The sequence below is a fragment of the Rhodoferax sp. AJA081-3 genome (assembly GCF_017798165.1).
Taxonomy (GTDB): Bacteria; Pseudomonadota; Gammaproteobacteria; order Burkholderiales; family Burkholderiaceae_C; genus Allorhodoferax.
Window position 1 is genome coordinate 1,162,015 of sequence record NZ_CP059068.1, and the last position, 23,452, is coordinate 1,185,466.

The 23,452-nt window shown below is 56.5% G+C and carries 20 protein-coding genes and 1 riboswitch; of the genes, 18 read left to right on the forward strand and 2 right to left on the reverse strand.

Going from position 1 to position 23,452, the window contains the following annotated elements; translation table 11 throughout:
- Window position 1: 1 nt before the first annotated feature.
- From HZ993_RS05425 to HZ993_RS05435, 3 genes are read left to right on the forward strand one after another with little or no spacing between them, the layout of a single operon-like run.
- Complete coding sequence (locus HZ993_RS05425; protein WP_209396240.1) at window positions 2–589, forward strand: peptidylprolyl isomerase; 588 nt, start codon at window positions 2–4, stop codon at window positions 587–589.
- 3 nt (window positions 590–592) lie between these two features.
- Entirely contained in the window at window positions 593–1,099 is a 507-nt protein-coding gene (locus HZ993_RS05430; protein WP_209396241.1) for a peptidylprolyl isomerase, read from the forward strand.
- A gap of 17 nt (window positions 1,100–1,116) precedes the next feature.
- A complete protein-coding gene (locus tag HZ993_RS05435) occupies window positions 1,117–1,920 on the forward strand; it encodes a UDP-2,3-diacylglucosamine diphosphatase (RefSeq protein ID WP_209396242.1) in 804 nt (267 codons plus the stop codon).
- Here HZ993_RS05435 and HZ993_RS05440 read toward each other — a convergent pair.
- Together HZ993_RS05440 and HZ993_RS05445 are read right to left on the reverse strand one after the other, a co-directional pair.
- Entirely contained in the window at window positions 1,917–3,536 is a 1,620-nt protein-coding gene (locus HZ993_RS05440; protein ID WP_371816965.1) for an HD domain-containing phosphohydrolase, read from the reverse strand. The genes HZ993_RS05435 and HZ993_RS05440 overlap by 4 nt on opposite strands.
- A gap of 119 nt (window positions 3,537–3,655) precedes the next feature.
- Window positions 3,656–6,430, reverse strand: a complete 2,775-nt coding sequence (locus HZ993_RS05445; protein WP_245213828.1) for a DUF349 domain-containing protein — start codon at window positions 6,428–6,430, stop codon at window positions 3,656–3,658.
- A gap of 933 nt (window positions 6,431–7,363) precedes the next feature.
- On the opposite strand from HZ993_RS05445, the gene HZ993_RS05450 reads away from it, so the two are divergent.
- The 15 genes from HZ993_RS05450 to nusB all read left to right on the forward strand — a co-directional run bounded on the left by HZ993_RS05450 (window position 7,364) and on the right by nusB (window position 23,442).
- Window positions 7,364–8,182 (forward strand): lytic transglycosylase domain-containing protein, encoded by an 819-nt coding sequence (locus HZ993_RS05450; protein WP_209396245.1) that lies wholly within the window; start codon window positions 7,364–7,366, stop codon window positions 8,180–8,182.
- A gap of 41 nt (window positions 8,183–8,223) precedes the next feature.
- A riboswitch (ZMP/ZTP riboswitch) is annotated at window positions 8,224–8,354 on the forward strand.
- A 57-nt stretch (window positions 8,355–8,411) separates the two neighbouring features.
- Window positions 8,412–9,659, forward strand: a complete 1,248-nt coding sequence (glyA, locus tag HZ993_RS05455; RefSeq protein ID WP_209396246.1) for a serine hydroxymethyltransferase — start codon at window positions 8,412–8,414, stop codon at window positions 9,657–9,659.
- A 103-nt stretch (window positions 9,660–9,762) separates the two neighbouring features.
- A complete protein-coding gene (gene nrdR, locus HZ993_RS05460; protein ID WP_209396247.1) occupies window positions 9,763–10,212 on the forward strand; it encodes a transcriptional regulator NrdR in 450 nt (149 codons plus the stop codon).
- A 157-nt stretch (window positions 10,213–10,369) separates the two neighbouring features.
- The gene (locus tag HZ993_RS05465; RefSeq protein ID WP_209396248.1) at window positions 10,370–10,963 is read left to right on the forward strand and encodes a GspH/FimT family pseudopilin; all 594 of its coding nucleotides are present in this window, start codon (window positions 10,370–10,372) and stop codon (window positions 10,961–10,963) included.
- Entirely contained in the window at window positions 10,948–11,481 is a 534-nt protein-coding gene (gene pilV, locus HZ993_RS05470) for a type IV pilus modification protein PilV (protein ID WP_209396249.1), read from the forward strand. The genes HZ993_RS05465 and pilV overlap by 16 nt, the downstream gene beginning before the upstream one ends.
- Before the next feature lie 11 nt (window positions 11,482–11,492).
- Complete coding sequence (locus HZ993_RS05475) at window positions 11,493–12,644, forward strand: PilW family protein (RefSeq protein WP_209396250.1); 1,152 nt, start codon at window positions 11,493–11,495, stop codon at window positions 12,642–12,644.
- Between the two features lie 8 nt (window positions 12,645–12,652).
- Window positions 12,653–13,192 carry a PilX N-terminal domain-containing pilus assembly protein gene (locus tag HZ993_RS05480; protein WP_209396251.1) on the forward strand — a complete coding sequence of 180 codons (540 nt, stop codon included), beginning with the start codon at window positions 12,653–12,655 and terminating at the stop codon, window positions 13,190–13,192.
- A 32-nt stretch (window positions 13,193–13,224) separates the two neighbouring features.
- A complete protein-coding gene (locus HZ993_RS05485) occupies window positions 13,225–17,595 on the forward strand; it encodes a pilus assembly protein (RefSeq protein ID WP_209396252.1) in 4,371 nt (1,456 codons plus the stop codon).
- A gap of 2 nt (window positions 17,596–17,597) precedes the next feature.
- The gene (locus HZ993_RS05490) at window positions 17,598–18,023 is read left to right on the forward strand and encodes a type IV pilin protein (RefSeq protein WP_305847094.1); all 426 of its coding nucleotides are present in this window, start codon (window positions 17,598–17,600) and stop codon (window positions 18,021–18,023) included.
- Window positions 18,024–18,058: 35 nt separating this feature from the next.
- A complete protein-coding gene (ribD, locus tag HZ993_RS05495; protein ID WP_209396253.1) occupies window positions 18,059–19,183 on the forward strand; it encodes a bifunctional diaminohydroxyphosphoribosylaminopyrimidine deaminase/5-amino-6-(5-phosphoribosylamino)uracil reductase RibD in 1,125 nt (374 codons plus the stop codon).
- 43 nt (window positions 19,184–19,226) lie between these two features.
- On the forward strand, window positions 19,227–19,859 hold the full coding sequence (locus HZ993_RS05500) for a riboflavin synthase (RefSeq protein ID WP_209396254.1): 633 nt from the start codon (window positions 19,227–19,229) through the stop codon (window positions 19,857–19,859).
- 45 nt (window positions 19,860–19,904) lie between these two features.
- Window positions 19,905–21,149, forward strand: coding sequence for a nitronate monooxygenase (locus tag HZ993_RS05505; protein ID WP_209396255.1), 1,245 nt, complete (start codon window positions 19,905–19,907; stop codon window positions 21,147–21,149).
- A gap of 112 nt (window positions 21,150–21,261) precedes the next feature.
- Entirely contained in the window at window positions 21,262–22,377 is a 1,116-nt protein-coding gene (gene ribBA, locus HZ993_RS05510; RefSeq protein ID WP_209396256.1) for a bifunctional 3,4-dihydroxy-2-butanone-4-phosphate synthase/GTP cyclohydrolase II, read from the forward strand.
- A 49-nt stretch (window positions 22,378–22,426) separates the two neighbouring features.
- Window positions 22,427–22,900, forward strand: coding sequence for a 6,7-dimethyl-8-ribityllumazine synthase (gene ribH, locus HZ993_RS05515; protein WP_209396257.1), 474 nt, complete (start codon window positions 22,427–22,429; stop codon window positions 22,898–22,900).
- Complete coding sequence (gene nusB / locus HZ993_RS05520) at window positions 22,900–23,442, forward strand: transcription antitermination factor NusB (protein WP_209396258.1); 543 nt, start codon at window positions 22,900–22,902, stop codon at window positions 23,440–23,442. Before ribH ends, nusB begins: the two co-directional genes overlap by 1 nt.
- Window positions 23,443–23,452: the final 10 nt, after the last annotated feature.

The following is a 23,452-nucleotide window of genomic DNA, read 5'->3' on the forward strand; positions in this document are numbered from 1 at the left end:
TATGACCAAGTTATGGAATCTTTTGAACCGCCGTGCCGCACTGTCGGTGCTGGCGCTGACCGCGTTGTCTGGCACCGCGTATGCAAGTGAGGCCGCACCCCAGGTCAAGTTTGAAACCAGTCTGGGCAATTTTGTGGTCGAGGTCTACCCCGACAAGGCCCCCAAAACGGTGGAGAACTTCCTGCTGTACGTCAAAAGCAAGCAGTACGACGGCACCATTTTTCACCGCGTGATCCCCAACTTCATGGTGCAGGGCGGTGGCTACAACGCCAAGTACGAGGAAAAAATCGCCCGCCCCCCAATTGTTTTGGAAGCGCAAAACGGACTCAAACACGAGACCGGCACCATTGCCATGGCCCGCACCAATGAGCCCAACTCCGCCCGCGCCCAATTCTTCGTCAACGTCAAGGAAAACCCGTTCCTGAATGCCAAGGGCTCTGCCGACGGCTACACCGTTTTCGGCCGCGTGGTGTCGGGCATGGAAACCATCAACAAGATCAAGGATGTGCCAACCGGTTCTGGTGGCCCATTCCCGACTGACGTGCCCAAAACGCCCGTTCTTATCAACTCCGCTACTTTGGTGAAATAAATCATGAGCAATCCACAAGTCGAACTCCACGTGCTGGACTACGGTGTCATTACCCTGGAACTGGACCAGGACAAGGCCCCCAAATCCGTTGAGAACTTCCTGGCCTACGTCAACAAGGGCCACTACAACGGCACCATCTTCCACCGCGTCATCCCCGGCTTCATGGTCCAGGGCGGTGGCATGGAACCCGGCATGAAGCAAAAGGATTGTGATGCCCCGATCCAGAACGAAGCCAACAACGGCCTGAAGAATGCCAACTACACCGTGGCCATGGCCCGCACCGGTGACCCGCACTCGGCCACCGCACAGTTCTTCATCAATGTGGCCGACAACGGTTTCCTGAACCACACTGCACCCAGCGCCCAGGGCTGGGGTTATGCCGTGTTCGGCAAGGTTGTCTCCGGCTCCGACGTGGTCGACAAAATCAAGGCCGTCAAGACGGGCCGCAAGGGCTTCCATGACGACGTGCCCAAAGACGACGTCATCATCGAAAAAGCCGTCGCGCTGTAAATCGGGCCATCGGCGGGATGGAACTCGTTGCACCATCCCGCTGGGCCTGTGTCGATTTCATTTCGGACATCCACCTGCAGGCGTCCGACGGCCTAACCTTCCAGGCCTGGCGCGACTACCTGCTCCACACCACCGCCGATGCGGTCTTTATCCTGGGTGACCTGTTTGAAGTCTGGGTGGGTGACGACATTTTGTTGTCCCCAGAGGGGGGCTTCGAGCAGCAATGTGCCGATGTGCTGCGCGCCGCTTCTGGCCGTATGGACATCTACATTCTGTGTGGCAACCGCGACTTCCTGATGGGTTCTGCCTTGATGGCTGCTTGTGGGTGCACGCTGCTGCCCGAGCCTTGCATTCTGTCGTTTGCCAACGTCCGCTGGTTGCTGGTCCATGGTGACGCCCAATGCCTGGACGATACGGACTACATGCAGTTCCGGGCCCAGGTGCGCAAACCAGAGTGGCAACGCGACTTTTTGGCAAAACCTCTTGCCGATCGCATGGCCATCGCACGCGGCATACGGGCTCAAAGTGAGGCACGCAAGCGCAGCGATACGGTGTATGCGGATGTGGATTTCCAGGCTGCCAACGACCTGTTGGACTCCACACATGCACGCTACTTGGTGCATGGTCACACGCACCGTCCAGCCAAACACCGCTTGAATGTGGGTCGCGAACGCCTGGTGCTCAGCGACTGGGACTTGTCCGCGCAACCACCCCGCGCAGAAGTGTTACGCCTGCGCCTTGCCAGTGTAAAAAACACCACCGAGCGTTTTACGCTTGAACGTATCCCACCGTCCATGGCAGTGGGTCCACACGAAAACTAATTCCAGGCCCGCGCGTCCACGGTATCAATCTGCCACGGGTCCAGAAACTGGTGGGCATACCGCAGGTAAACACCTTCGTTGAAGAAGATATCAAACAGATCCGGGTCAATGTGCCCACCGGTCTTGAACTTGTACATGATGCCCATGGCCTGGGACAGTTTCATGCCTTGTTTGTACGGCCTGTCCTTGGCCGTCAAGGCTTCAAAAATATCGGCAATACCCATGATGCGGGCCTGCACCGACATCTGGTCCCGCGTCAGGCCTTTGGGGTAACCCTTGCCGTCCATACGCTCATGGTGGCCACCCGCGTATTCCGGCACGTTCTTCAAATGTTTGGGCCAGGGCAACTGTTCCAGCATCTTGATGGTGGCAACAATGTGGTGGTTGATGGTGTTGCGCTCCCCGGCCGTCAGCGTGCCACCGCGTATGGTCAGGTTTTCGATCTCATCGGGCGTTAACAACTCGGACTCCAGCCCGTTCACATTGCGCCAGGTGTGGCGCTGGCCAATGTCGCGCACACGCTGCAGATCAGCGTCCTTCATGCCTTCGGCCCCGACGTTGACAACCCGCAAGAAGGCGCGGTCGGCCTCAAGGGCCGCGATGTTGTCTCGGCACTGCGTCCACGCCTGCGCCTCGGCCGCGGCGTCGCTCTGTGTGCGCAGCTCCAGCTGGGCGCGCAGGGCCGCGATCTCCTGGTCGCGTTTCAAGACTTCAATACGCGTGTCCACCAATTCGATACGGTCGAACAGCGTCTGCAACTTGGTCGCTTTGTCCACCACGTGCACCGGTGTGGTCACCTTGCCGCAGTCGTGCAGCAGCCCGGCGATCTTGAGCTCGTAACGGTCGCGTTCGTCCATGGTGAACGCCGCCAGCGGCCCTTCGCGGTTGGCGTTGACGGCCTCGGCCAACATCATGGTCAGGGCAGGCACGCGCTGGCAATGGCCACCGGTGTAGTGCGATTTTTCGTCAATGGCCAGATTGATCAGGCTGATGAAGGATTCAAACAGCTCTTCCAACTGCGACATGAGGTTGCGGTTGGTGATGGCAATGGCAGCCTGCGACGCAAGTGACTCTGCCAGGCTTTGGTCCGCCGTTGAAAACGACACCACTTCGCCGGTGCGTTTGCGCTTGGCATTGATCAGCTGCAACACACCAATCACATCACCCTCATGGTCCTTCATGGGCACGGCCAGGAAGGATTGCGAGCGGTAGCCGGTGCGGGCATCAAACTGCCGGGTGCCCGAGAAATCGAAGTTGGGTTCGGTATAAGCGTCGGAGATGTTGACAGTTTGCTTGTGGATGGCGGCATAGGCCGCGACCAACGAGTCGTTGGGCTGCCCGCTGGCATCCTGCAAAGGCAGATTGGGAAAGTCGATCGGTCTGCCCGACGTGCCGCCCATGGCGATCTTCAGCGAATCGGTCTTGATAATTTCAAACCGCAGGGCCTGCCCATCCTCCGTGACACGGTACAGGGTGCCACCGTCGGCATGGGTGATGGTTTTGGCAGCCACCAGTATGCTTTCCAGCAGCCGGGTGATGTCGCGCTCTTTGGACAGCGCCGAGCCAATGGCGTTGAGCTGTTCCAGGCGCCGCAGCAGGTCTTCGATGGAGTCCACAGTTTCCCCTTGTACAAGAAGCCATGTCCACCGCGGTGGACTGCCCATTCTTCCACAATTACCTGCTGCCGCACAGGTATCGCCGCAAGGCCGCGCGCGACCGTGCGGGCGATCGCTCGCTATTTTTTCAGCAACACTTTCAGCACATTTTGCACCCGGCGCGCCGCCTGCGGATTGAATGGACCAGCAAACACAGCGGCCGTGTCCTGGCCCCAGGTTTGCGCCGGTGGCGGATCGTTGCGGCGGGTCAGCAACTGCAACTGCAGGCTGCGGCGTGCGTCCAGGTCTTCGGCCGGGGTTGGCACTTCGGCGGCCATCTCCAGACGCAGCAGCGCCACATGCGGATCGGCCGCTTTAGCCGTCGCCGCGGAGGCTTCGCCCAGTGCGTGCACCCAGGCATTGCGGGTCGCCGGTGGCGCGCGGTTGCCAAGGTCTTGTGCGCCAGGCACCAGGCTGGGGTCGCGTTTTTCCCACGCGGTCAGCAGTTGGGTCAGTGCTTCACCGTGGGCCTGCATGGCCAGTTTCTTCAGTGCGTATTGCGCTTGCTCCAAGGCGTCGCGTTGGGCGCGGAAGGCGGCATCGCCCAGGCGTGGTGCTTCAGGCCGTGATTCGTATCCACCGCGCGTGTCGGAACCAAAACGGCCACCGGTACGGCCATCACCACGCGGTGCGCCACCACGGTCGTCCGTACGGGGGCCAGACTTGCCATCGCGTGGGCCGCGCGGGTTGCTGTCCTTGCGGTCGCCAAACTTGCCGGCCCCACGGGGACCGGCAGCCGCCGGTGCTTCTTTCTTCATGCCAGGGCGGTCATCGCCCCGCATCGCAATCACTGGCTTGGGTGCGGGCTTGGGGGCAGGGGCAGGCGCAGGCGCGGCATCGGCCACAGGAACTTCCTGCACCGTCTCGGGATTTACTACAACTTCTGTAGCACCAGATGTAGATTCCGCGGGGGCTAAAGCCACACTTTGCTCAGAGTCATTGGCCTGAACAGCAGCCTTGGCCTGGCTTTCCTGGGTGCCCGCATTGGTGACCTCGGCCTGCGCCTGGGCTTGGCCCTGCAATGCGGCTTCCAAAGCAGCCATGGCGGCGCGGATGGCTTGGGCATCGCCCGAAGCATTGGCGGCGTCCAGCGCCTTGGCAGCTTGCAGCACCATCTTGTCCCGTGCGCCCAGCGAGGCTTCGGCCTTTTCACGGTCTGCAGTCTTGCGGTTGAAGGCGTCGTCAATCGGTTTGCGGAAGGCGTCCCACAGCTTTTGCTCCTGGCGGCGGTCCATGGGCACGCGGTGCGCCTGGGCTTGCCAGCGCTGCTGCAAGGCCTTGACGGCATCGATGCGCAACTCGGGCGCTGTGCCCAGAATCTTGGCCTCTTCGATCATGGCGTGGCGCAGAGCCAGGCTTTCGGCCTGCAGGGCTTCCAGCGGCGCAGCGGCGTTGCCAATCGCGGCCTTCCACAGGGGCTGCAGTTCGGCAAACGCCTTTTCACCCAGGTGGCCCGCTTCGCGCCAACGGTCGCCGAACTGGTGCAGGATACGGTTGAAGCCTTTCCAGTCGTCGTCCAGCGCGGTGCGGTTGGCGGCAGCCCATGCGTTCACTTCTTCGATCAGCGCCAGGCGCTGGGCCTTGTGTTCGGCGGATTCGGCGCGGACTTTGTCCAGCCAGGCTTCGACCACTTTGTGGGCTTCGTTGCAGGCTTCGTCAAAACGCTTCCACATGGCGTGGTTGGGCGCACCGCCTTGGTCGGTTTGTTTCCACTGGTCACGCAAGGAGCGCAGGGTCTCCTGCATCTTGCGACCACCGATGGCCTGGCCTTCGGGGCGCTTGAGCAGGCCTTCTGCCTGGGCGACCAGCGCTTCGCGCAGCTGGTCGGCGCGCCAACGCTGCCAGCCTTCCAGTTCACCGGCGGCGGCCAAGGCGGCATGTGCCTGGTTTTCGAGCTTGTCGTCGATCAGGCGGCCAAATTCCTTGAGGGCATGGCGCAGCGCGTTGGCTGCACCGGCGCTGGCCTTGCCATGGCCTTCGGCAATTTCGGATTCCAGCGTGGTCAAGACTTCGCGCACGCTGGCAGTAGCCTTGGCGCGCACTTCGGGGTCGATCTTGGGTTTGGCCTGTTTGGCCGGTGCCTCGATGGGCACACCACGCGCAGTGCGCAACTCGTTGGCCCACATGGGCACGGGGGGCAACGGTGCCGCGGCGTCTTGCGCAGCAGCCACGGCCAAGGCCAAAGCGCCCTGGAAGGCTTCCCACACCACCAACAGTTGGCCGCGCGAGGCGTCCAGCAAGGGCGGGAACTTGGCATCCACACTGGCCCAGCTGGTATCGGCCGCCAGTTGGGCGGCTTGGGCCTGCCACTGGTCGACGTCAACCCGCAGAGCATCCAGCGCCGCCTGGGCGTCTTGCCAAGACTTGGTGGACAACACCTCAATGCGCTGCGCCAGCAATACTGCAGCTTCGCGCTGCACCTGCACGCGGCGCTGCAGGTCTTCGATGACCCGCACGCGCTCGGCCAATTGGGTCTTGAGCGCAGCCAGGGGCTCGCGGCTCAACGGCGCACCGGCTTTGGCGGCATCACGCTGCCAGGCCAAGGCGTCGGCAATATTGAGCTTGACCATGTCCAACAGCGCCTGGGCCTTGGCGGCCCAGTCGGCGGCCAGGGATTCCTGGCCCTTTTGGCGCTTGGCTTCGTCGATCTTTTCACGGACGAGTTTGGCAGCGCCCTTGTCCTTGATGCTCAGCTCTTTGAAGACATCGGCCAGCTGTTCGGCGCTGGGGCTGGTCAGCAACCAGTCCCGCACGCGGGCAGAACGCTCGCCGGAAGTGGGGGCTGTGAAAGCGCCACCGGTCAGACTGTCTAAATGGGCTATATCGTTGTTTTTGGCGGTAGAAGTCGACGTCACGGTAGGCTCGGGAATAGGTTGAATAGAAATCTGCAACCCTGTATTTTCGCCGCGAAATGGATCGAGGCATATGGTTTTTGTCCGGGCCCATTGCAGGCACACTGCGCAGCCTCTCATTCAGTTGAACTGTAAACGTGAAATGAGCCCCTAGCCCCCGCAAAATAAGGCCATTCAGCTATAAAAACAATAGCTAATGACGCTCCAACGCTGTCGCTACTGTTTCTTGGTCATGAGGCCCTCCTCCAAGAACACCATGCACCAACACACTATATATAGAGTGCCGCCGCGCTCACTGGGCATTTTCTAGGGAGAACAAAAGGAGGAAGCCAATGAAGAAAGCCCGGGAGCCTAACCATACGGCCAGTCTCTCGGGCTCGACGGCTGACCAGAGGTCCATGCCGTCAGGGCTGGCAGTGCGGGAGATTGAAGTCCCGCATTGCACTAGAAGCAATAGATTGCCTCCTTAACAGTTACCGGGGCCGCTTCATCACAGGTACCCTGGGGTACGGACTGGCTACTGCCGGAACATAACCTGAATCAACAGGCAACTGCAGTCTAATCCGCCGCCAACACGATTTCAAATCGGTTTTTCAATGGATTTGGGGGCTGTGATTGGGAGATTTTCAGGGTCCGGCAACCCGCTGAAATGCAGCGTCCAGCCTAGGTTTGGCGCTATTAACGATGAAAAATAGAATAACAAACCTATTTAATATTGTTGACTCGGTATATCCAGGCCCCCTAGAATCCGCCCATTCCTAGTTTTGCCTAGGGATAACCCGCAACCGCTGCCGAACCCGGCATATTCAAATCGCTGCACATGTCGAAACGACGCCGCAGGATATTGATAGCGTACCAACCCAAACGTGGTGCCTGACGTCATCGCACTGTCCACAGCGCGAGAAACTTGAAGCGCCCGCCTAAGAAGGAAGAGCTATGACAGCGACCGAAAAATTCACCAAGGGCATGGCCACAGTGGCCAGCGATATCGCCCAAGGTTTCTTTGAAATCACGCACAACGGATTCGCCCTCTTGGGCCTGGCCGTCATGTTTGCCGTGATCACCCTGACCGCAAGGCCAGAAATCCGCCAGGCGGGAGAAGTCCAGTTGATGAGCTGGCTCCAATCCCGCCAGACCGTCGTCACCGGCATTGTTGGTGATACCGAAGCCGTCGAACGTGCTACGGCAGCCAACCCGCAAAGCCTGCCTAAACAGCAAGCCGCCGTTGCCTTTTGGCTGAGCAAGAAGTACAACGTGGCACCTGAGCCCTTGAGTGCTCTTGTTGCTGAGGCCTTCGAGATCGGCGCCCGCGCCAAAATCGATCCAACCCTGATCCTGGCCATCATGGCCATCGAATCGGGCTTTAACCCCTTTGCCCAAAGCCCAGTGGGCGCCCAGGGTCTGATGCAGGTCATGACCAAGATCCACAGCGACAAGTACATGGGTTTTGGCGGCAAACTCGCTGCTTTTGACCCTGTGTCCAACTTGCGGGTGGGCGTCAAGGTGCTGCAAGAGTGTGTTGCACGTGCCGGTTCCATCGAAGGTGGTCTCAAACTTTATGTCGGCGCTGGCAATCTGGAAGACGACGGTGGTTACACCGCTAAAGTGCTGGCCGAACACAACCGTCTGCTGATGGTGTCCACAGGCCGCAGTGCGCCGGTTACCGAGCCCCGGCTGATTCCCGCGAAACAAGCTCCTGTTGAAGCGCCGACAGAAATTGCGCCCGAAGTGGTGGCCAGCGTACTGAACTCTTAACCAGCAGCCCGCCAGGTTGGCGGGCTGGCTCGGGTAAACTCCATACCGTACGCGACTGGCGATAGGCGCCCAAGCCCAAAGGTTTGAGGCGCTGACGTGGGATCACCACTGGGAAGCGTGCCGCAGCATCTGCACAGGTGTTTGCGTTCAGCCGTTCGCCTGGGCAGCCCTTGTTTCATGTCGTTTCAACACGCGTTGACCCAAGGTTCATTGTCTTAAAAGGACTGCCATGTACCACCGCAATATCCTCGTCGAACAAGCTGACCCCGAAGTGTGGGCCGCCATCGTGGCCGAGAACGCCCGCCAGGAAGACCACATCGAGCTGATCGCCTCTGAAAACTACTGCTCCCCCGCCGTCATGGCCGCGCAAGGCAGCCAGCTGACCAACAAGTACGCCGAAGGCTACCCCGGCAAGCGCTACTACGGCGGCTGCGAGAACGTGGACGTGGTCGAACAACTCGCCATCGACCGCCTCAAGCAATTGTTTGGCGCCAACTTCGCCAATGTGCAGCCCAACTCGGGTTCGCAGGCCAACCAGGGCGCGTTCTTCGCCCTGCTGCAGCCCGGTGACACCATCATGGGCATGAGCCTGGCCGAAGGTGGCCACCTGACCCACGGTATGCCGCTGAACATGAGCGGCAAGTGGTTCAATGTCATTTCCTACGGCCTGGACGCCCAGGAAGACATCGACTACGCCGCCATGGAAGCGCTGGCCCGCGAGAAGAAGCCCAAGCTCATCATCGCTGGCGCCTCGGCCTTTGCGCTGCGTATCGATTTTGAACGCTTTGGCAAGATTGCCAAGGAAATCGGCGCTTACTTCATGGTCGATATGGCCCACTACGCCGGCCTGGTGGCCGCGGGCGTCTACCCCAACCCCCTGCCCTACGCCGACGTGGTCACATCCACCACACACAAGAGCCTGCGCGGCCCGCGCGGTGGCATCATCCTGACGAATGACGAGGCGATTGCCAAGAAGATCAACTCGGCCATCTTCCCTGGTATTCAGGGCGGCCCACTGATGCACGTCATCGCCGGCAAGGCTGTGGCCTTCAAAGAGGCGCTGACACCCGAGTTCAAGGCTTACCAGACGCAAGTGGTCAAAAATGCCAAGGTTTTGGCTGACACACTGACCGAGCGCGGCCTGCGCATCGTTTCCGGCCGCACCGAGAGCCACGTCATGCTGGTGGACCTGCGCCCCAAGAACATGACCGGCAAGGAAGCCGAGGCGGTTTTGGGCTTGGCCCACATGACCTGCAACAAGAACGGCATTCCGAACGACCCGCAAAAACCCATGGTCACCAGCGGCATCCGCCTGGGAACCCCAGCCATGACCACCCGCGGCTTCAAGGAAGACGAGGTGCGCGCCACCGCCCACCTGATCGCCGACGTGCTGGACAACCCGCACGATGCAGCCAACATCGACGCCGTGCGGGCTAAGGTGCATGCCTTGACCGCGCGCTTCCCGGTCTACGGTTAAGCACTATGCAAAGCGCAGTTACTATAACTTTGATAGCATACTGCGCTTGTTTCACGGGGGCTAGAGGCCAATTTCACTTAAGGGCCTTGGCCCACTACCCCCTATGAAATGCCCGTTCTGTAGCCATTCCGAAACCCAGGTTGTGGAGACCCGGATAGCCGAGGACGGGGATTTCATCCGCCGCCGCCGCCAGTGTGGGTCGTGCGAAAAACGCTTCACCACCTACGAACGCCCGGACGTCAACTACCCTTCCATCGTCAAGAAGGATGGGCGCCGCATTGAATATGAGCGCGCCAAGCTGTTGGCGTCTTTCAATCTAGCCCTGCGCAAACGCCCGGTCAGCACCGAACAGATCGACAGCGCCATTGAGCGGATTGAAGAAAAGTTGCTAAACCTGGGTCTGCGCGAAGTCCAGTCCGGCCGTATTGGTGAACTGGTCATGCGTGAGCTGAAGAAGCTCGACAAAGTGGCCTATGTGCGCTTTGCCAGTGTGTACCGCAGTTTTGAGGATATTGACGACTTCAAGACGTTGGTGGATGAGGTGAGGCGGTAGGCCTCCCTGCGGCAACTCACCACCTCCAGCTTTGGCTCAACCAAGTGTCTGGCCCATTTGTCGAGCAAACCGTGCCGCTTGGCGGAAATCCTGTGCGAGGATAGCCGGCCCGGTGTCTAATCAACCAAGATCGCATCTTCAGTGATGTACCAATACGATGAACTACGCCAATTTAAGCACTCCTGGGTTCCGCCTACGTGGTTTCACGATCATTGAGCTGATGATTACTGTCGCCATACTGGCCGTGTTGCTTGCGTTGGCAGCTCCCAGTTTTCAGGCAATGATCGCCTCGTCGCGGTTGACGACCGCGACCAACGATTTAATTGCAGCATTCGCACAGGCGCGCTCCAATGCCATCAAAGTGGGCAACCGTACAACAGTTTGCATGAGCGCGGATGGCGCATCGTGCACAGATACTGGTGGTTGGCACCAGGGCTGGATTTCATTTGTGGACACGACGCGCAGCGGAACATCAGCGGCTGTGGATACCGGTGAAACGGTAGCCACGATCTATCCTCCGTTACCAGCTGGCATCGTAGTCAATGGCAATTTGCCTTACATTTCGTACTCGGCAGACGGTCAATCAAAGGCCATGAGCGGCGGCGGTTTTTGGACCGGAACCATACGTGTCTGCAGTACATCATCTGCTCTAACTAATGACAAGCGAGCACGCAATCTGACGCTAAACAGCGCTGGACGTATCACCATGACCGTGCAGAGCAACGTGGCTGATACATGCCCTTCACCTTGATTACGCTGGATATTGAAATGCAAACCAGACAACCATTTGCCCGCTCACCCAATCGTCGATATGCGGGTGGCGCCACCTTAATTGAAATTCTGGTGGCCTTGCTCGTTTTGAGTCTGGGCGTACTGGGTATGGCGGCGATGCAAATTCGAGCTCTCAAAGGTAACCAAAGCAGCATGCAACGCACGCAAGCCGTCATGATGAGCTATTACATTTTGGATGCCATGCGTGTTGACAAAGACAGCGCCAAGTCTTTGAACTACAACACGGGTTCTCTTTCCGGCGGGGTGATTGGACCCTATTGTGATGCAGCAGCCGTCACCGGAACCAGCTTGGCCAAAGTTAACCTCAAGCATTGGGTTGAATCGCTTAAGTCAACCATTGGCAACGCCAGTGACTCCACCACTTGTGGTGCGGTTTTGTGCGACGCTGACGGAGTTTGCATCGTTCAGGTGAAGTGGGACGACACTCGTGCTGGCGGGATAGGTGAACAGATAGTGGAAACAAAGACAACTCTATGACGCCACGAACTATGTCCATCTTTTTGCAACACCTCGGTAACCGCAAGCCTCAATACGGCTACGTCTCTGGGCCGTCCAGCTTAAAGGGCCAGAGCGGTTTCACACTCGTCGAGCTCATGGTCTCGATAGTGCTTGGGTTGGTTCTTATAGCCGGCGTGCTCAATGTTTTTGTCACCAATAGGGAGTCTTTTCGAACCAACGAAAATATTGCACGCATGCAGGAAGACGCGCGGATAGCGTTTGACTTTATGGCACGCGACCTGCGCGAAGCTGGTACCAACCCGTGCGGCACCCCTCTGGTTGCAAATGTGATTCGCGCATCCTCTGCGATTCCGTGGTGGGCGGATTGGAACTTGGGCACGATCCAAGGCTACGACGCGGGCCAAGATATGACTGCCATGGTGGCAATTGGCACTGGTAACGCAGACCGCGCTGCTGGAACGGATGCCGTACTGGTGATTCGTGCCGCCCAGGACGGAAAAATTGTAAGTGCCCACGACACATCCACCCACGACATCACTGTTGACTCGGTTACAGATCTTGACCCCAAAGACGTTCTCATCGCCTGCGACATGAATTCCGCAGCTATCTTCCAGATTGAAACGGTAAGTCCATCCACCAAAAATATCAATCATGCGCAAGATGCGGGTAACTACAACTGCAGCGGTGATTTAGGTTATCCAACTCCGAGCGATTGCCCAACAACACCGCCTGCCGTCAAACAGTTTACAAGCGGGGGCGTAGTAGTAAAACTCTTATCAACGTTTTGGTATGTGGGCGTTAACAGCGCAGGCAAGAAGTCTCTTTACCGGACCAAAATCATCAGAAAATCGGTGGGCGGCGCGATGATTGCCACGACCGAACGCGAGGAAATCTTGGATGGTGTTAGCGACATGCAGATTGAATACTTGACAAAGAATAAAACCGCCAACACCCTCGCCACCTCTTGGATTCCGGCGAATGACCCTACCGTGCCGGCCAACCCCAATCCAATTTTCTCAACAGCTAACGGAGGATGGACAAAGGACAATGTTGAGCAAGCCGTCGCCGCACGCATAACCTTGACACTGCAAAGCGATGAAAAGGTTGGGGAGAATCATGTGACGATTGAACGCAAGTTAATTCACGTCGTAGGTTTCCGCAGTCGCGACCTCTTATATTGATAGCTGCCATGAAAACTCTATTTCTACAGCGCACCAAGGTGGCACCTGCTCAAAAGGGTGTAGCACTAATTATTAGTCTCATCTTGTTGCTGGTGATGAGCTTGCTGGGTGTCGCGGCCATCCGTGGCATAGCCATGGAAGAGCGCATGGCAGGACAAACATACGACCGTAGCTTGGCGTTTCAGGCAACCGAATCAGCATTGCGAGAGGCAGAAGCCCTGGTTGAAGGCAAACCGGCCGACCCAGTAGGATCGGGTTGTGCGGTTGTCAGTGGGCTGATGCTTTGCTCAACTCCTCTTGCGAGTGATACACCTCGATGGATGAACAGCAGCTTTAGTGACTGGAAAGATGCGACAACCGTAGGAAGCGGTACGCTGGCGGTCACCCCGCAATATTTTGTTGAATTTCTAGGTACAGGTTTTCCCTGTGACCCTTCGGACAATATAAACAACCTGAACTGCAAGCGCTACCGAGTCACCGCTCGTAGTCGCGACAACACCGATGGCAGGGCTTCGGTCATGCTGCAATCAATCTACGCCATTGATTGACCCAAAACGCGTATTTTCTTCCAGGAGTCACCATGAAAACCCATAAAGATTTGAACTTCAGTTTCAAATTTGTTGCGTTGGCAGTCACTGCGTTCGCGGCAGTAGGGACTAGCGCTGTCACGATTCCAAACACGCCTTTGGTGGCGCAAGTATCCGCCACGCCCATGGTGATGCTGGTCGCTGGCAAAGACCACAAATTGTTTTACGAGTCCTACAACGATACCAGCGACATTGATGGCGATGGCGTATTGGATATTGGCTTTATACCCAACAATCCGAATATTGTTTACTACGGCTTGTTTGATCCCAAAATTTGCTACGTCCACAACAACGCTAGTGACAACACCGGGCTTTTCACACCTAGCTCCGCCACCAGCGACGGAAAGTGTGTGGGTAAATGGTCAGGCCTTTGGCTGAATTACGTGACGACCAGCCGAATGGATTCGTTACGCAAAGTGCTCTACGGTGGCCACCGTGAAGTGGACACTGCGTCGCAGACCATATTGCGCCGCGCCTATATTCCGGCAGATGCCCACAGTTGGGGTAAGGAATATACGAGCATTGCCGTCAATGGTTACGACATTCGGGACTACACACCGTTTGCTCTTCCTACGGCGGCCGATAAACGACATTTTTTTGGTAGCCTGACTGCCAACTACAGCACCAATTGCGCCACACTCAATAATTGCAGCAACTTGCCGCCCCTGTTGCGTGTACGTGAAAACGTGGGGAGTAACAAGCGCATTTGGGAATGGGCGTCTAAGGAACGACCAGTTTTATCCACCACACTTGCCAGCGGTGGATTTCCAGCGGGTACCGGTGCAGAAAAGAATTACACGGTGCGGGTGGAAGTATGCACCTCTACGTTTAATAGTGAGTGCAAGTTGTATCCCAACGGGTCTTACAAGCCTGTAGGCCTTTTGCACAACTATGGTGAAAATGATGCCATGTTATTCGGTCTCTTGACTGGCAGCTACGACAACCACATGTCGGGCGGCAGGCTTCGCAAGGTGGTGTCATCATTCAAGGACGAAGTAACAGCCTCCAACGGGCAGTTTACTGCGGGAGCCAAGATCGTAAATGCCTTCAATTCGATTCGTATCCGCGGCTACAACCAAGCCAGCACTACCAGTGAATACTGGAAGAGTGGTCCCTACACAGATTCCGCCAAAGCGCCGACAGAGGGGGAGTTAGTGGATTGGGGCAACCCCATTGGCGAAATGCTGTATGAGGGCGTGCGCTATTTTTCTGGCAAAAAATCTCCGACCTCCTACTTCAACACCGCTACAACACACGATACGGCTGTAGGTTTGTCTTCGGTGACGTGGGATGACCCATTCGAAAGCACCAGCGCCGCCAAGGCCCCCTACTGTGCGCGCTCGAGTTTCTTGACTATTTCGGACATTGACCCATCGTTCGACTCCAACCAGGTACCCGGAAGCAATTACATTGGAAGCTTTACGGGAGATTTGGCCGCACTCAATGTCAAGAATGAACTTGATGTAATTACTGCAATCGAGACATCTGTCAAAGGTAACCACTTCATTGGGGAATCAGATTCACTTACGGATAAAGCGCCTACTGTAAAAAACGTGACATCCCTCGGAACGATTCGTGGTCTCGCACCTGGCGAACCTGCCAAACAAGGCAGCTACAACGCTGCGGGTGTGGCATATTTTGCGAAACGTTCGGATCTACGCTCCACACTTGCAAAACAACAGTCCATTGATACCTTTGTAGTCGCGCTGGCGTCACCATTGCCCAAAATATCGGTGCCTTTGGCAGGTGGGACCGTCACACTGGTGCCGTTTTCCAGAACTGTAGCCGGTTCGGGCGTTAGTGCCACCAAAGGCAACTACCAGCCAACCAACCAAATTGTGGACTTTTACGTTGAGCAGCTCGCCAACACAATACCCAATACCGATATGACTGTTAATGGCGGCCGTTACCAGGCGCGCTTCATTATTAACTATGAAGACGTTGAGCAAGGTGGCGACCACGATATGGATGCCATCGCCGTTTATGACGTTGTTGCAAATGCTGGTGGCACTGTTACTGTTACTGTGACGCCTACATACCAAGCCGGCGGTATGAAGCAAAACATGGGATACGTGATATCCGGTGTCGGCACCGCTAGTGGTGTCTATTTGGTGGGTCAGGATGAAGCCGGTGCCCAAAATTATTTCTTGAATGTCCCAGCAGGAAGAGCGCCCGGATATTGCGATGTGGTGACACCACATGCTAGCTGCGGAACCCTGCCAACTATTGGAGGTGTGGCGTCCACTTTTACCTTTACGCCGAATGGTACTGGTGCAACGCTCTTGGACGGCCCTCTTTGGTACGCGGCAAAATGGGGCAGCTTCAATGACCTGAACCCCGAATCACCAGTGAATCCCGCAAACTCCAAGCCGGATTTGATACCGGAGTGGGATGCGGACGCCAATGGTGTACCAGACAATTACTTCTTGGTTCAAAACCCTTCCAAACTGCCCGATCAACTCAAGAAGGCTTTTGATAGCATTGCAAAGAAGAATTCCAGCGCTAGCAATGTAATTGCCAACAGTTCAAGTGTCTCCAACAACACTCGGGTGTTCCAGGCACGCTTTGACTCTAGCTATTGGTCAGGTGATTTGGTAGCCTATCCGCTTACTTCATCGGGTGTTTCCATCAGTGTTGATTGGGCTGCAAAAGATAAGCTGCCAAACGATACGGGGCGAAAGTTGTACTACCGTTCCAGTGATGCGCAGACTAAAGAGTTTCTGTACGCCAACTTGACTGGAACTGATCTGACGGATATGGGTGCTACGACAGCAGAGCGCCAAGACGTGATGAGTTATTTACGTGGCGTACGCACCAAAGAACTACAAAACAGCGGTACGTTTCGCAACCGTTCGACCACTGTTTTGGGGGATATCGTCCATTCTTCGCCGTTCTACGATAAGGCTAGCGACACCGTTTTTGTTGGTGCCAACGATGGCATGCTGCACGCGTTCAAGGCTAGCAATGGAAGCGTTGCTGGTAGTGCCGGAACCGAACTATTTGCTTTCGCTCCAGCTCAAAGCGTTTTCCGCCTTAAGAAGCTGACGGAGGCATCCTACACTCACACCTACTATGTTGATGGTGATGTCGTTGTTTCCCCCCAGACCGATGAGACCAACAACAAAAGCTATTTAGTCGCTGCACTTGGGCGAGGAGGCAAAGGTTTATTTGCGCTAGATGTCACATCACCAACAACATTTGGTCCGACTAATTTCTTGTGGGAATACACACCCAAAGGCAGTGCTGCTGCGGCGTTGGATGACGACCTCGGTTTAATGGTGGGGCGTCCAACTTATGTAACCGTGAATTGCCCGATTGTTAGTCCCGCCACAAGTTGCAAGAGAGGTGCCGTAATCATTGGCAATGGCGTAAATAGTACGAGCAGCAAAGCTGTTTTGTATATCTTCTTGCTCAATACCAATGGATCAATTGCCAGTATCAAAAAGCTGGATACCAATGTTGCGGGTGACAACGGTCTCTCTGCCCCCACGGGATTCGACGCGGACAATAACGGAACCATTGACTACATTTATGCCGGTGACCTGAAAGGTAACGTCTGGAAGTTCGACGTTAGCGCAGGTTCCGACAGTTCGTGGTCTATTGCAAACACTGCAACTCCGATGTTTGTAGCAAAAGACGCGTTAGGCACACCACAACCCATTACGGCGCCGATGTCAATTGGAATCAACACCATCTCTGGTAGTACCCATGCGGGCAAGCGTTATGTCTTCTTTGGCACTGGCAGTTATTTCAAAACCGGTGATCCGGCCGATGTTTCCGCACAAACATGGTATGGCTTGATCGATGAAGGCAGTGTTATTTCGAGTCGTACATCCCTCAAGGAACGTACTTTCTCTGCTACCGGTACGCTAGGAGGCAACCCTGTGCGAACTTTCTCAGCAGCTGTTGCTGGAGACATGGTTGGAAAGAAAGGCTGGTATATCGATTTGACGAGTACCGCAGGTGAACGCATGGTGACCAAGTCGTTGTTGGCGGTACTTGTGGAACCCGTACTATTCGCGAGTTCCATCATTCCCGATGCCACAGACCCCTGTGTGGCTGGCGGAAAAGGCTATGTCAATGCGATGAATCCGTTTTCTGGTGGATCGACGACGGCTGGAATAATGGATGTCAATAAGAATGGGAATTTTGTCGACGACAAACTCCCTTCGGGTTCGCCCGGAGGCTCAGATCCTGTAGGATCCGTTGATTTAGACGTGGGTTTACCTAGTGAGCCGATTATTGTTGGTGACCAGTTGTGTGTCGGTGGAACAAGTGAGACGAACCCGGTCGCATGCTTGAAGGTGAACGCTGGGAACAAGCGTAAGGGCCGCATTTCCTGGCGCGAAATTATTAAGGATTGATGATGCGTTCAATACACACCAACAAAGGTTTTACTTTGATTGAGTTAATGATCACGGTTGCAATCATTGGAATCATCGCTGCGGTGGCATTACCCAGTTACCAAGAACACGTTTTGCGAACGCGCAGGGGTGCAGCATCGGGGTGTTTGACTGAATTTGCCCAATTGATGGAAAAGAGGTACGCAACCAATATGTCTTATGCTGGAACCACGCTTCCTTCAACAACATGTACAAGCGATCTGACTAGTTTCTATACCTTTGCTTTTGCCGCTGATCCTACGGCGACGGCTTATACGGTAAACGCTACACCGACAGGCGCTCAGACTGCCGATACAAAATGTGCAACACTGACAATTGTCGAAACAGGTAAAAAGACTGTCTCCGGAACTGAATCCAGTGTTGATGAGGGCCGTGCGTGCTTAAAGTAACATGAAATACAGCTTCGACATCTGAGATAATTTGAATGGAGGAGTTGAGAGCCGCACTAATATTGGCGGCACAGGTAATCCAAAATACTCCACCAAACCCTAGTGTGGGCTGTATCTTGATAGCGAAAGACTGCTCCATTGTCGGAAGGGGTATGACCCAGCTATCCGGCGGCCCACACGCAGAAGTCATGGCTCTGCGTGATGCGCAAGCGAAAGGCCATTCAGTTGTCGACGCCACCGCCTACGTAACATTGGAACCCTGCTCCCACCACGGCCGCACCGGACCCTGTTGTGACGCGCTGATAGCGGCAGGCATCAAAAAGGTCGTGGCAACCATCGCCGACCCCAATCCCTTGGTGGCAGGACAAGGTTTTGCCAGGCTTCGGGCTGCCGGTGTTGAAGTGGAAGTTCTAGCACCCTCTGACCCCTTGGCCCAACAATCCCGAGAACTCAATATCGGCTTCTTCAGCCGCATGGTTCGCAAAACGCCTTGGGTGCGCATGAAAATTGCCGCCTCGCTGGACGGTAAAACGGCGCTGGAAAACGGCACCAGCCAGTGGATAACCTCCAGTGAAGCACGTGCCGACGGGCATACTTGGCGAGCCCGATCCGGAGCCATTCTGACGGGTATTGGCACAGTCTTGCAAGACAACCCGCGCCTGGACGTGCGCCTGGAGGATGTGCGCCGCCAGCCGCCCCTTGTCATCGTAGACAGCAGCCTTCAGACGCCGGTAGACGCTGCCATCTTCGTGGACGGGCGCCCCCTTTATATCTATTGCGCCCAGAAAAATGAGGCGCGGCAGAAAGCGCTGGAGGCGCGCGGCGCCACCGTTATCCATTTGCCGGGCGCCCTACCCGACGGATCCAATACTGGCAAGGTAGACTTAACGGCCATGCTGCATGATTTGGGGCGACGTGAAGTCAACGAGTTGCATGTAGAGGCAGGCCAACGTCTGAATGGTGCACTTATCCGCGAAGGCCTGGTGGACGAGCTTTTGCTGTACCTCGCGCCTAAGCTCTTGGGCCAAGGTCGCGACATGGCCGGTTTTGGCCCCTTGGACGACTTGGGCGAGGCCCTGCAGTTGGACTTTCTGTCCACTCAAATGGTCGGGCCAGACCTGCGTTTACTGGCACGCGTGCGCGGGCGTGACGTTTTTTAGACCCTTTTCCTGACGCAGGTCCAATCCCTGCGAAAATCCAGCGATGTTTACAGGAATCATTACCGGCGTAGGCCGCATCGTGGCTGCGCACGCACTGGGCAACTCGCCCACCCACGGCAAACAGCTGATAGTTCAGTGTCCACCACACTATTTGGACGATGTGGGCTTGGGAGACAGCATTGCGCTGAACGGCGCCTGCATGACAGTCACAAGCTTTGACACGAAAAATTCGACGTTCACCATCGATATTTCCGCAGAATCCCTGGCAAAAACGACGGGCTTGGGCGAATCGGGCTCTATTAACTTGGAAAAGGCCCTGCGTGCGAACGACCGGTTGGGCGGGCACCTGGTGTCGGGCCATGTGGACGGCATTGGCAATGTGACCCACTTTGCACAGCTTGGCGAAAGTTGGGAGCTGAGAATTCTGGCACCCAAGGCACTGGCCAAATACCTGGCCTACAAAGGCTCCATCACCGTAAATGGGGTGAGCCTTACGGTCAATCGTGTAACAGACGTGGCTGACGGCTGCGAAGCCAGCATTAACCTGATTCCCCACACGGTGGAAAATACCGCCCTGGGTAGTTTGCGATCAGGTTCACAGGTAAACCTGGAAATTGATTTGATTGCGCGTTACGTAGAACGCATGCTCAACAGCGCCACTCCTACGTCAGCCTGACACATTCGTGCGCTATACCGACATACAAATCCTACAAGGAAGACAATGAAACGAGTCGATGATTTCCGTTTGAAGTTTGGCAAGAAAGAATATGTACCCCTCATGATTGGCGGTATGGGGGTAGATATTTCCACAGCGGAGTTAGCACTGGAAGCCGTACGTTTAGGTGGAATTGGCCACATTTCCGACGCAATGGTGCCAGATGTTTCTGATCGGCGCTTTGACACCGAGTTTGTGAAAGAAAAGACCAAGTTCTACAAATACAACATTGCGAACTCAGACAAAAGCGACATCAAGTTTGACCTTGGGCGTCTGGCTGAGGCAACCCGGTTGCATGTGGGCAAAACCATGGAAGCCAAGCAGGGCGAAGGCATGATCTTCGTCAACTGCATGGAAAAACTCACCATGAACGCGCCCCGCGAGACCCTGCAGGTGCGGTTGAACTCCGCTCTGGATGCTGGCATTGACGGCATTACTTTGAGCGCGGGCCTGCACCTGGGTTCGTTTGCTCTGATGGCTGACCACCCGCGCTTCCGAGATGCCAAACTGGGCATCATCGTGTCGTCGGTGCGCGCCTTGCAGCTGTTTTTGCGCAAAACCTCGCGTTTGGGCCGGTTGCCGGACTACATCATCATCGAAGGCCCCCTGGCAGGTGGCCATTTGGGCTTTGGCATGGACTGGGCCCAATACGACCTGGCCACCATCGTGGCCGAGATTGCACAGTTCATGAAGACGGAGCAGTTGGACATACCGCTCATTGCTGCGGGCGGCATCTTTACCGGCAGCGATGCGGTGGGATTTCTGGAGAACGGAGCAGCTGGCCTGCAGGTGGCCACACGTTTCACCGTGGCCAACGAATGTGGTTTGCCCGCCAAGATCAAGCAGGAGTATTTCAAGGCCAGTGAAGAAGACATCATTGTCAACACCGTGTCCCCCACGGGTTACCCCATGCGCATGCTGCGCAGCACTCCTGCCATTGGCGCCGGCATTCGACCCAATTGCGAAGCCTATGGCTACCTGCTGGATGGCAACGGCAGCTGCGCCTATATCACGGCCTACAACGAACAAATCGTGATCCATCCGGATGGCAAAAATATCTCCGTGATGGACAAGACCTGTTTGTGCACGCACATGCGCAACTTCAACTGCTGGACCTGCGGCAGCACGACCTACCGCCTCAAGGACACCACACGAAAACTGGCCGATGGCAGTTACCAGACCCTGAGCGCCGAACACATATTCAAGGACTACCAGTTCAGCGTTGATAATCAAATCGCCCTGCCGGACTGATTGACACACCCGGTGCCACTACCGCCAAGCTTGCTCTGAAAATCGGCTGTCTTTTAGGGGCAGCCTCCCTTCTGGGACAATAGCGGGTCTCTGTTGCCACACACTAGAAACCATGAAACCCCAGACTCCAGTGCCCATTTCCCCTGTTGAAGACATTGTTGCCGACATGCGTGCCGGGCGCATGGTCATCTTGGTAGATGAAGAAGACCGAGAGAACGAAGGCGACTTGGTATTGGCGGCAGACCATGTAACGGCGGACGCCATCAATTTCATGGCCCGTTTTGGCCGTGGACTGATATGCCTGACCCTGTCCCGCGAACGCTGCGAAAAACTGCAGTTACCTCCTATGACGGTTCGCAACGGTGACAAAAAAGGAACCGCCTTTACGGTTTCCATTGAAGCAGCAGAAGGGGTAACAACCGGCATTTCAGCGGCCGACCGCGCCCGTACAGTACAGGCAGCAGTAGCCAAGGGTGCGGTGCCCGAAGACCTGGTGCAACCCGGACACATTTTTCCCTTGCAGGCGGTAGACGGCGGCGTGCTGATGCGCGCGGGCCATACCGAGGCCGGATGTGACCTGGCAGTTATGGCGGGTTGCTCACCCGCCTCGGTCATTTGCGAAATCATGAAAGACGACGGCACGATGGCACGTCTGCCAGACCTGCAATTGTTTGCAGGCGAGCATGGCCTCAAGATCGGCACCATTGCCGATCTGATCGCGTACCGCAGCCGAGTGGAATCGCTCATCGAAAACATGGGCACACACACCATCAATACCGCGTTTGGCGAATTCACCGCCCACGCTTTCCGTGACACCACAGGCAAAGGCGTGCACCTTGCGCTGGTGCGGGGCGAGTGGGCGGCATCTGACGCCATTTCGGTGCGTGTGCACGAACCGCTGTCGATACTGGACGCACTGCAAATCGGCCGCACCATGCACTCGTGGAGTCTGGATGCCACCTTGTCCCACATTGCGACCGAGGGCAAAGGCGTTGTTGTGCTGCTCAATTGCGGCGAAAGTGGTGAGCAGTTGCTAGCCCAGTTTGAAGGCACGGCACGTCCGGCCCATGCACCCGAGCGCGGCCGCATGGACTTGCGAACCTATGGCATTGGTGCGCAAATATTGCGCCAGTGTGGTGTGCACAAAATGCGCCTAATGGGCAGCCCGCGCCGCATGCCCAGCATGACCGGATACGGCCTCGAAATCACAGGCTACATCACGAAGTAAATGACTTGAGGGCAGGCCTAAGACGCGGTCCTCTATTGAAAGGAAAAATATGTTTGGCGCAGACAAGGGCAGCGTTGCCTCCACCGATGACCGTATGAACGGCAAGGGACTCAAGGTGGGTATTGTTCAGGCACGTTTTAATGCCAGTGTGACCGACGCTCTGGCACACGCCTGCAAGGCCGAATTGCTGGCGCTGGGCGTTGCAGACAAAGACATTGAACACTTGACCGTACCGGGCGCACTGGAAGTACCCGTGGCCCTGCAGGCCATGGCCGAGAAAACCAGCTACGACGCGCTGGTCGCCATTGGCTGCATCATCCGGGGCGAAACCTACCACTTTGAACTGGTTGCCAATGAATCTGGGGCCGGAGTGACCCGCGTTTCTCTGGATTACCAGTTGCCGATTGCCAACGCCATTTTGACAACCGAAGACATGGCCCAGGCCATCGTCCGCCAGGTTGAAAAAGGGCGAGATGCCGCCCGCGTAGCCGTGGAAATGGCCAACTTGATGGAGGCGCTGTAATGTCTGACATGAATACCCCCGCTTCGGCCAACCGCCCTCCCCGCCAGCCCCGTACCGGGCTCACCAGCACCGGCGCCCGCAAAGCCGGTAGCAAGTCTGACCGCAGCCGCGCACGCGAATTTGCCTTGCAGGGCTTGTACCAACACCTGGTCGGCGGCAACCCGGTCGACGATATCGACAGCTTTACGCGCGACCTGGCTGGCTTCAGCAAAGCCGATGCCGTGCACTTCGATTCACTATTGCAAGGGTGTGTGGCCGAGGCCGCCCAGTTGGACGCGCTGATCACCCACCTGCTGGACCGCCCCATGGCGGAAATCTCGCCGATAGAACACGCCATTATGTGGATTGGCGTGTATGAACTGAGCCACTGCCTGGACGTGCCATGGCGGGTCGTGCTCAACGAATGTGTGGAGCTGGCCAAAGAATTTGGTGGCACCGATGGCCACAAATATGTGAACGCTGTGCTCAACGGCATAGCGCCCACGTTACGTGCTGCCGAAGTGGAATCCGACCGCGGCCAGGTCAAAAAACCCCGCGCCTGAGCGAGGCCAA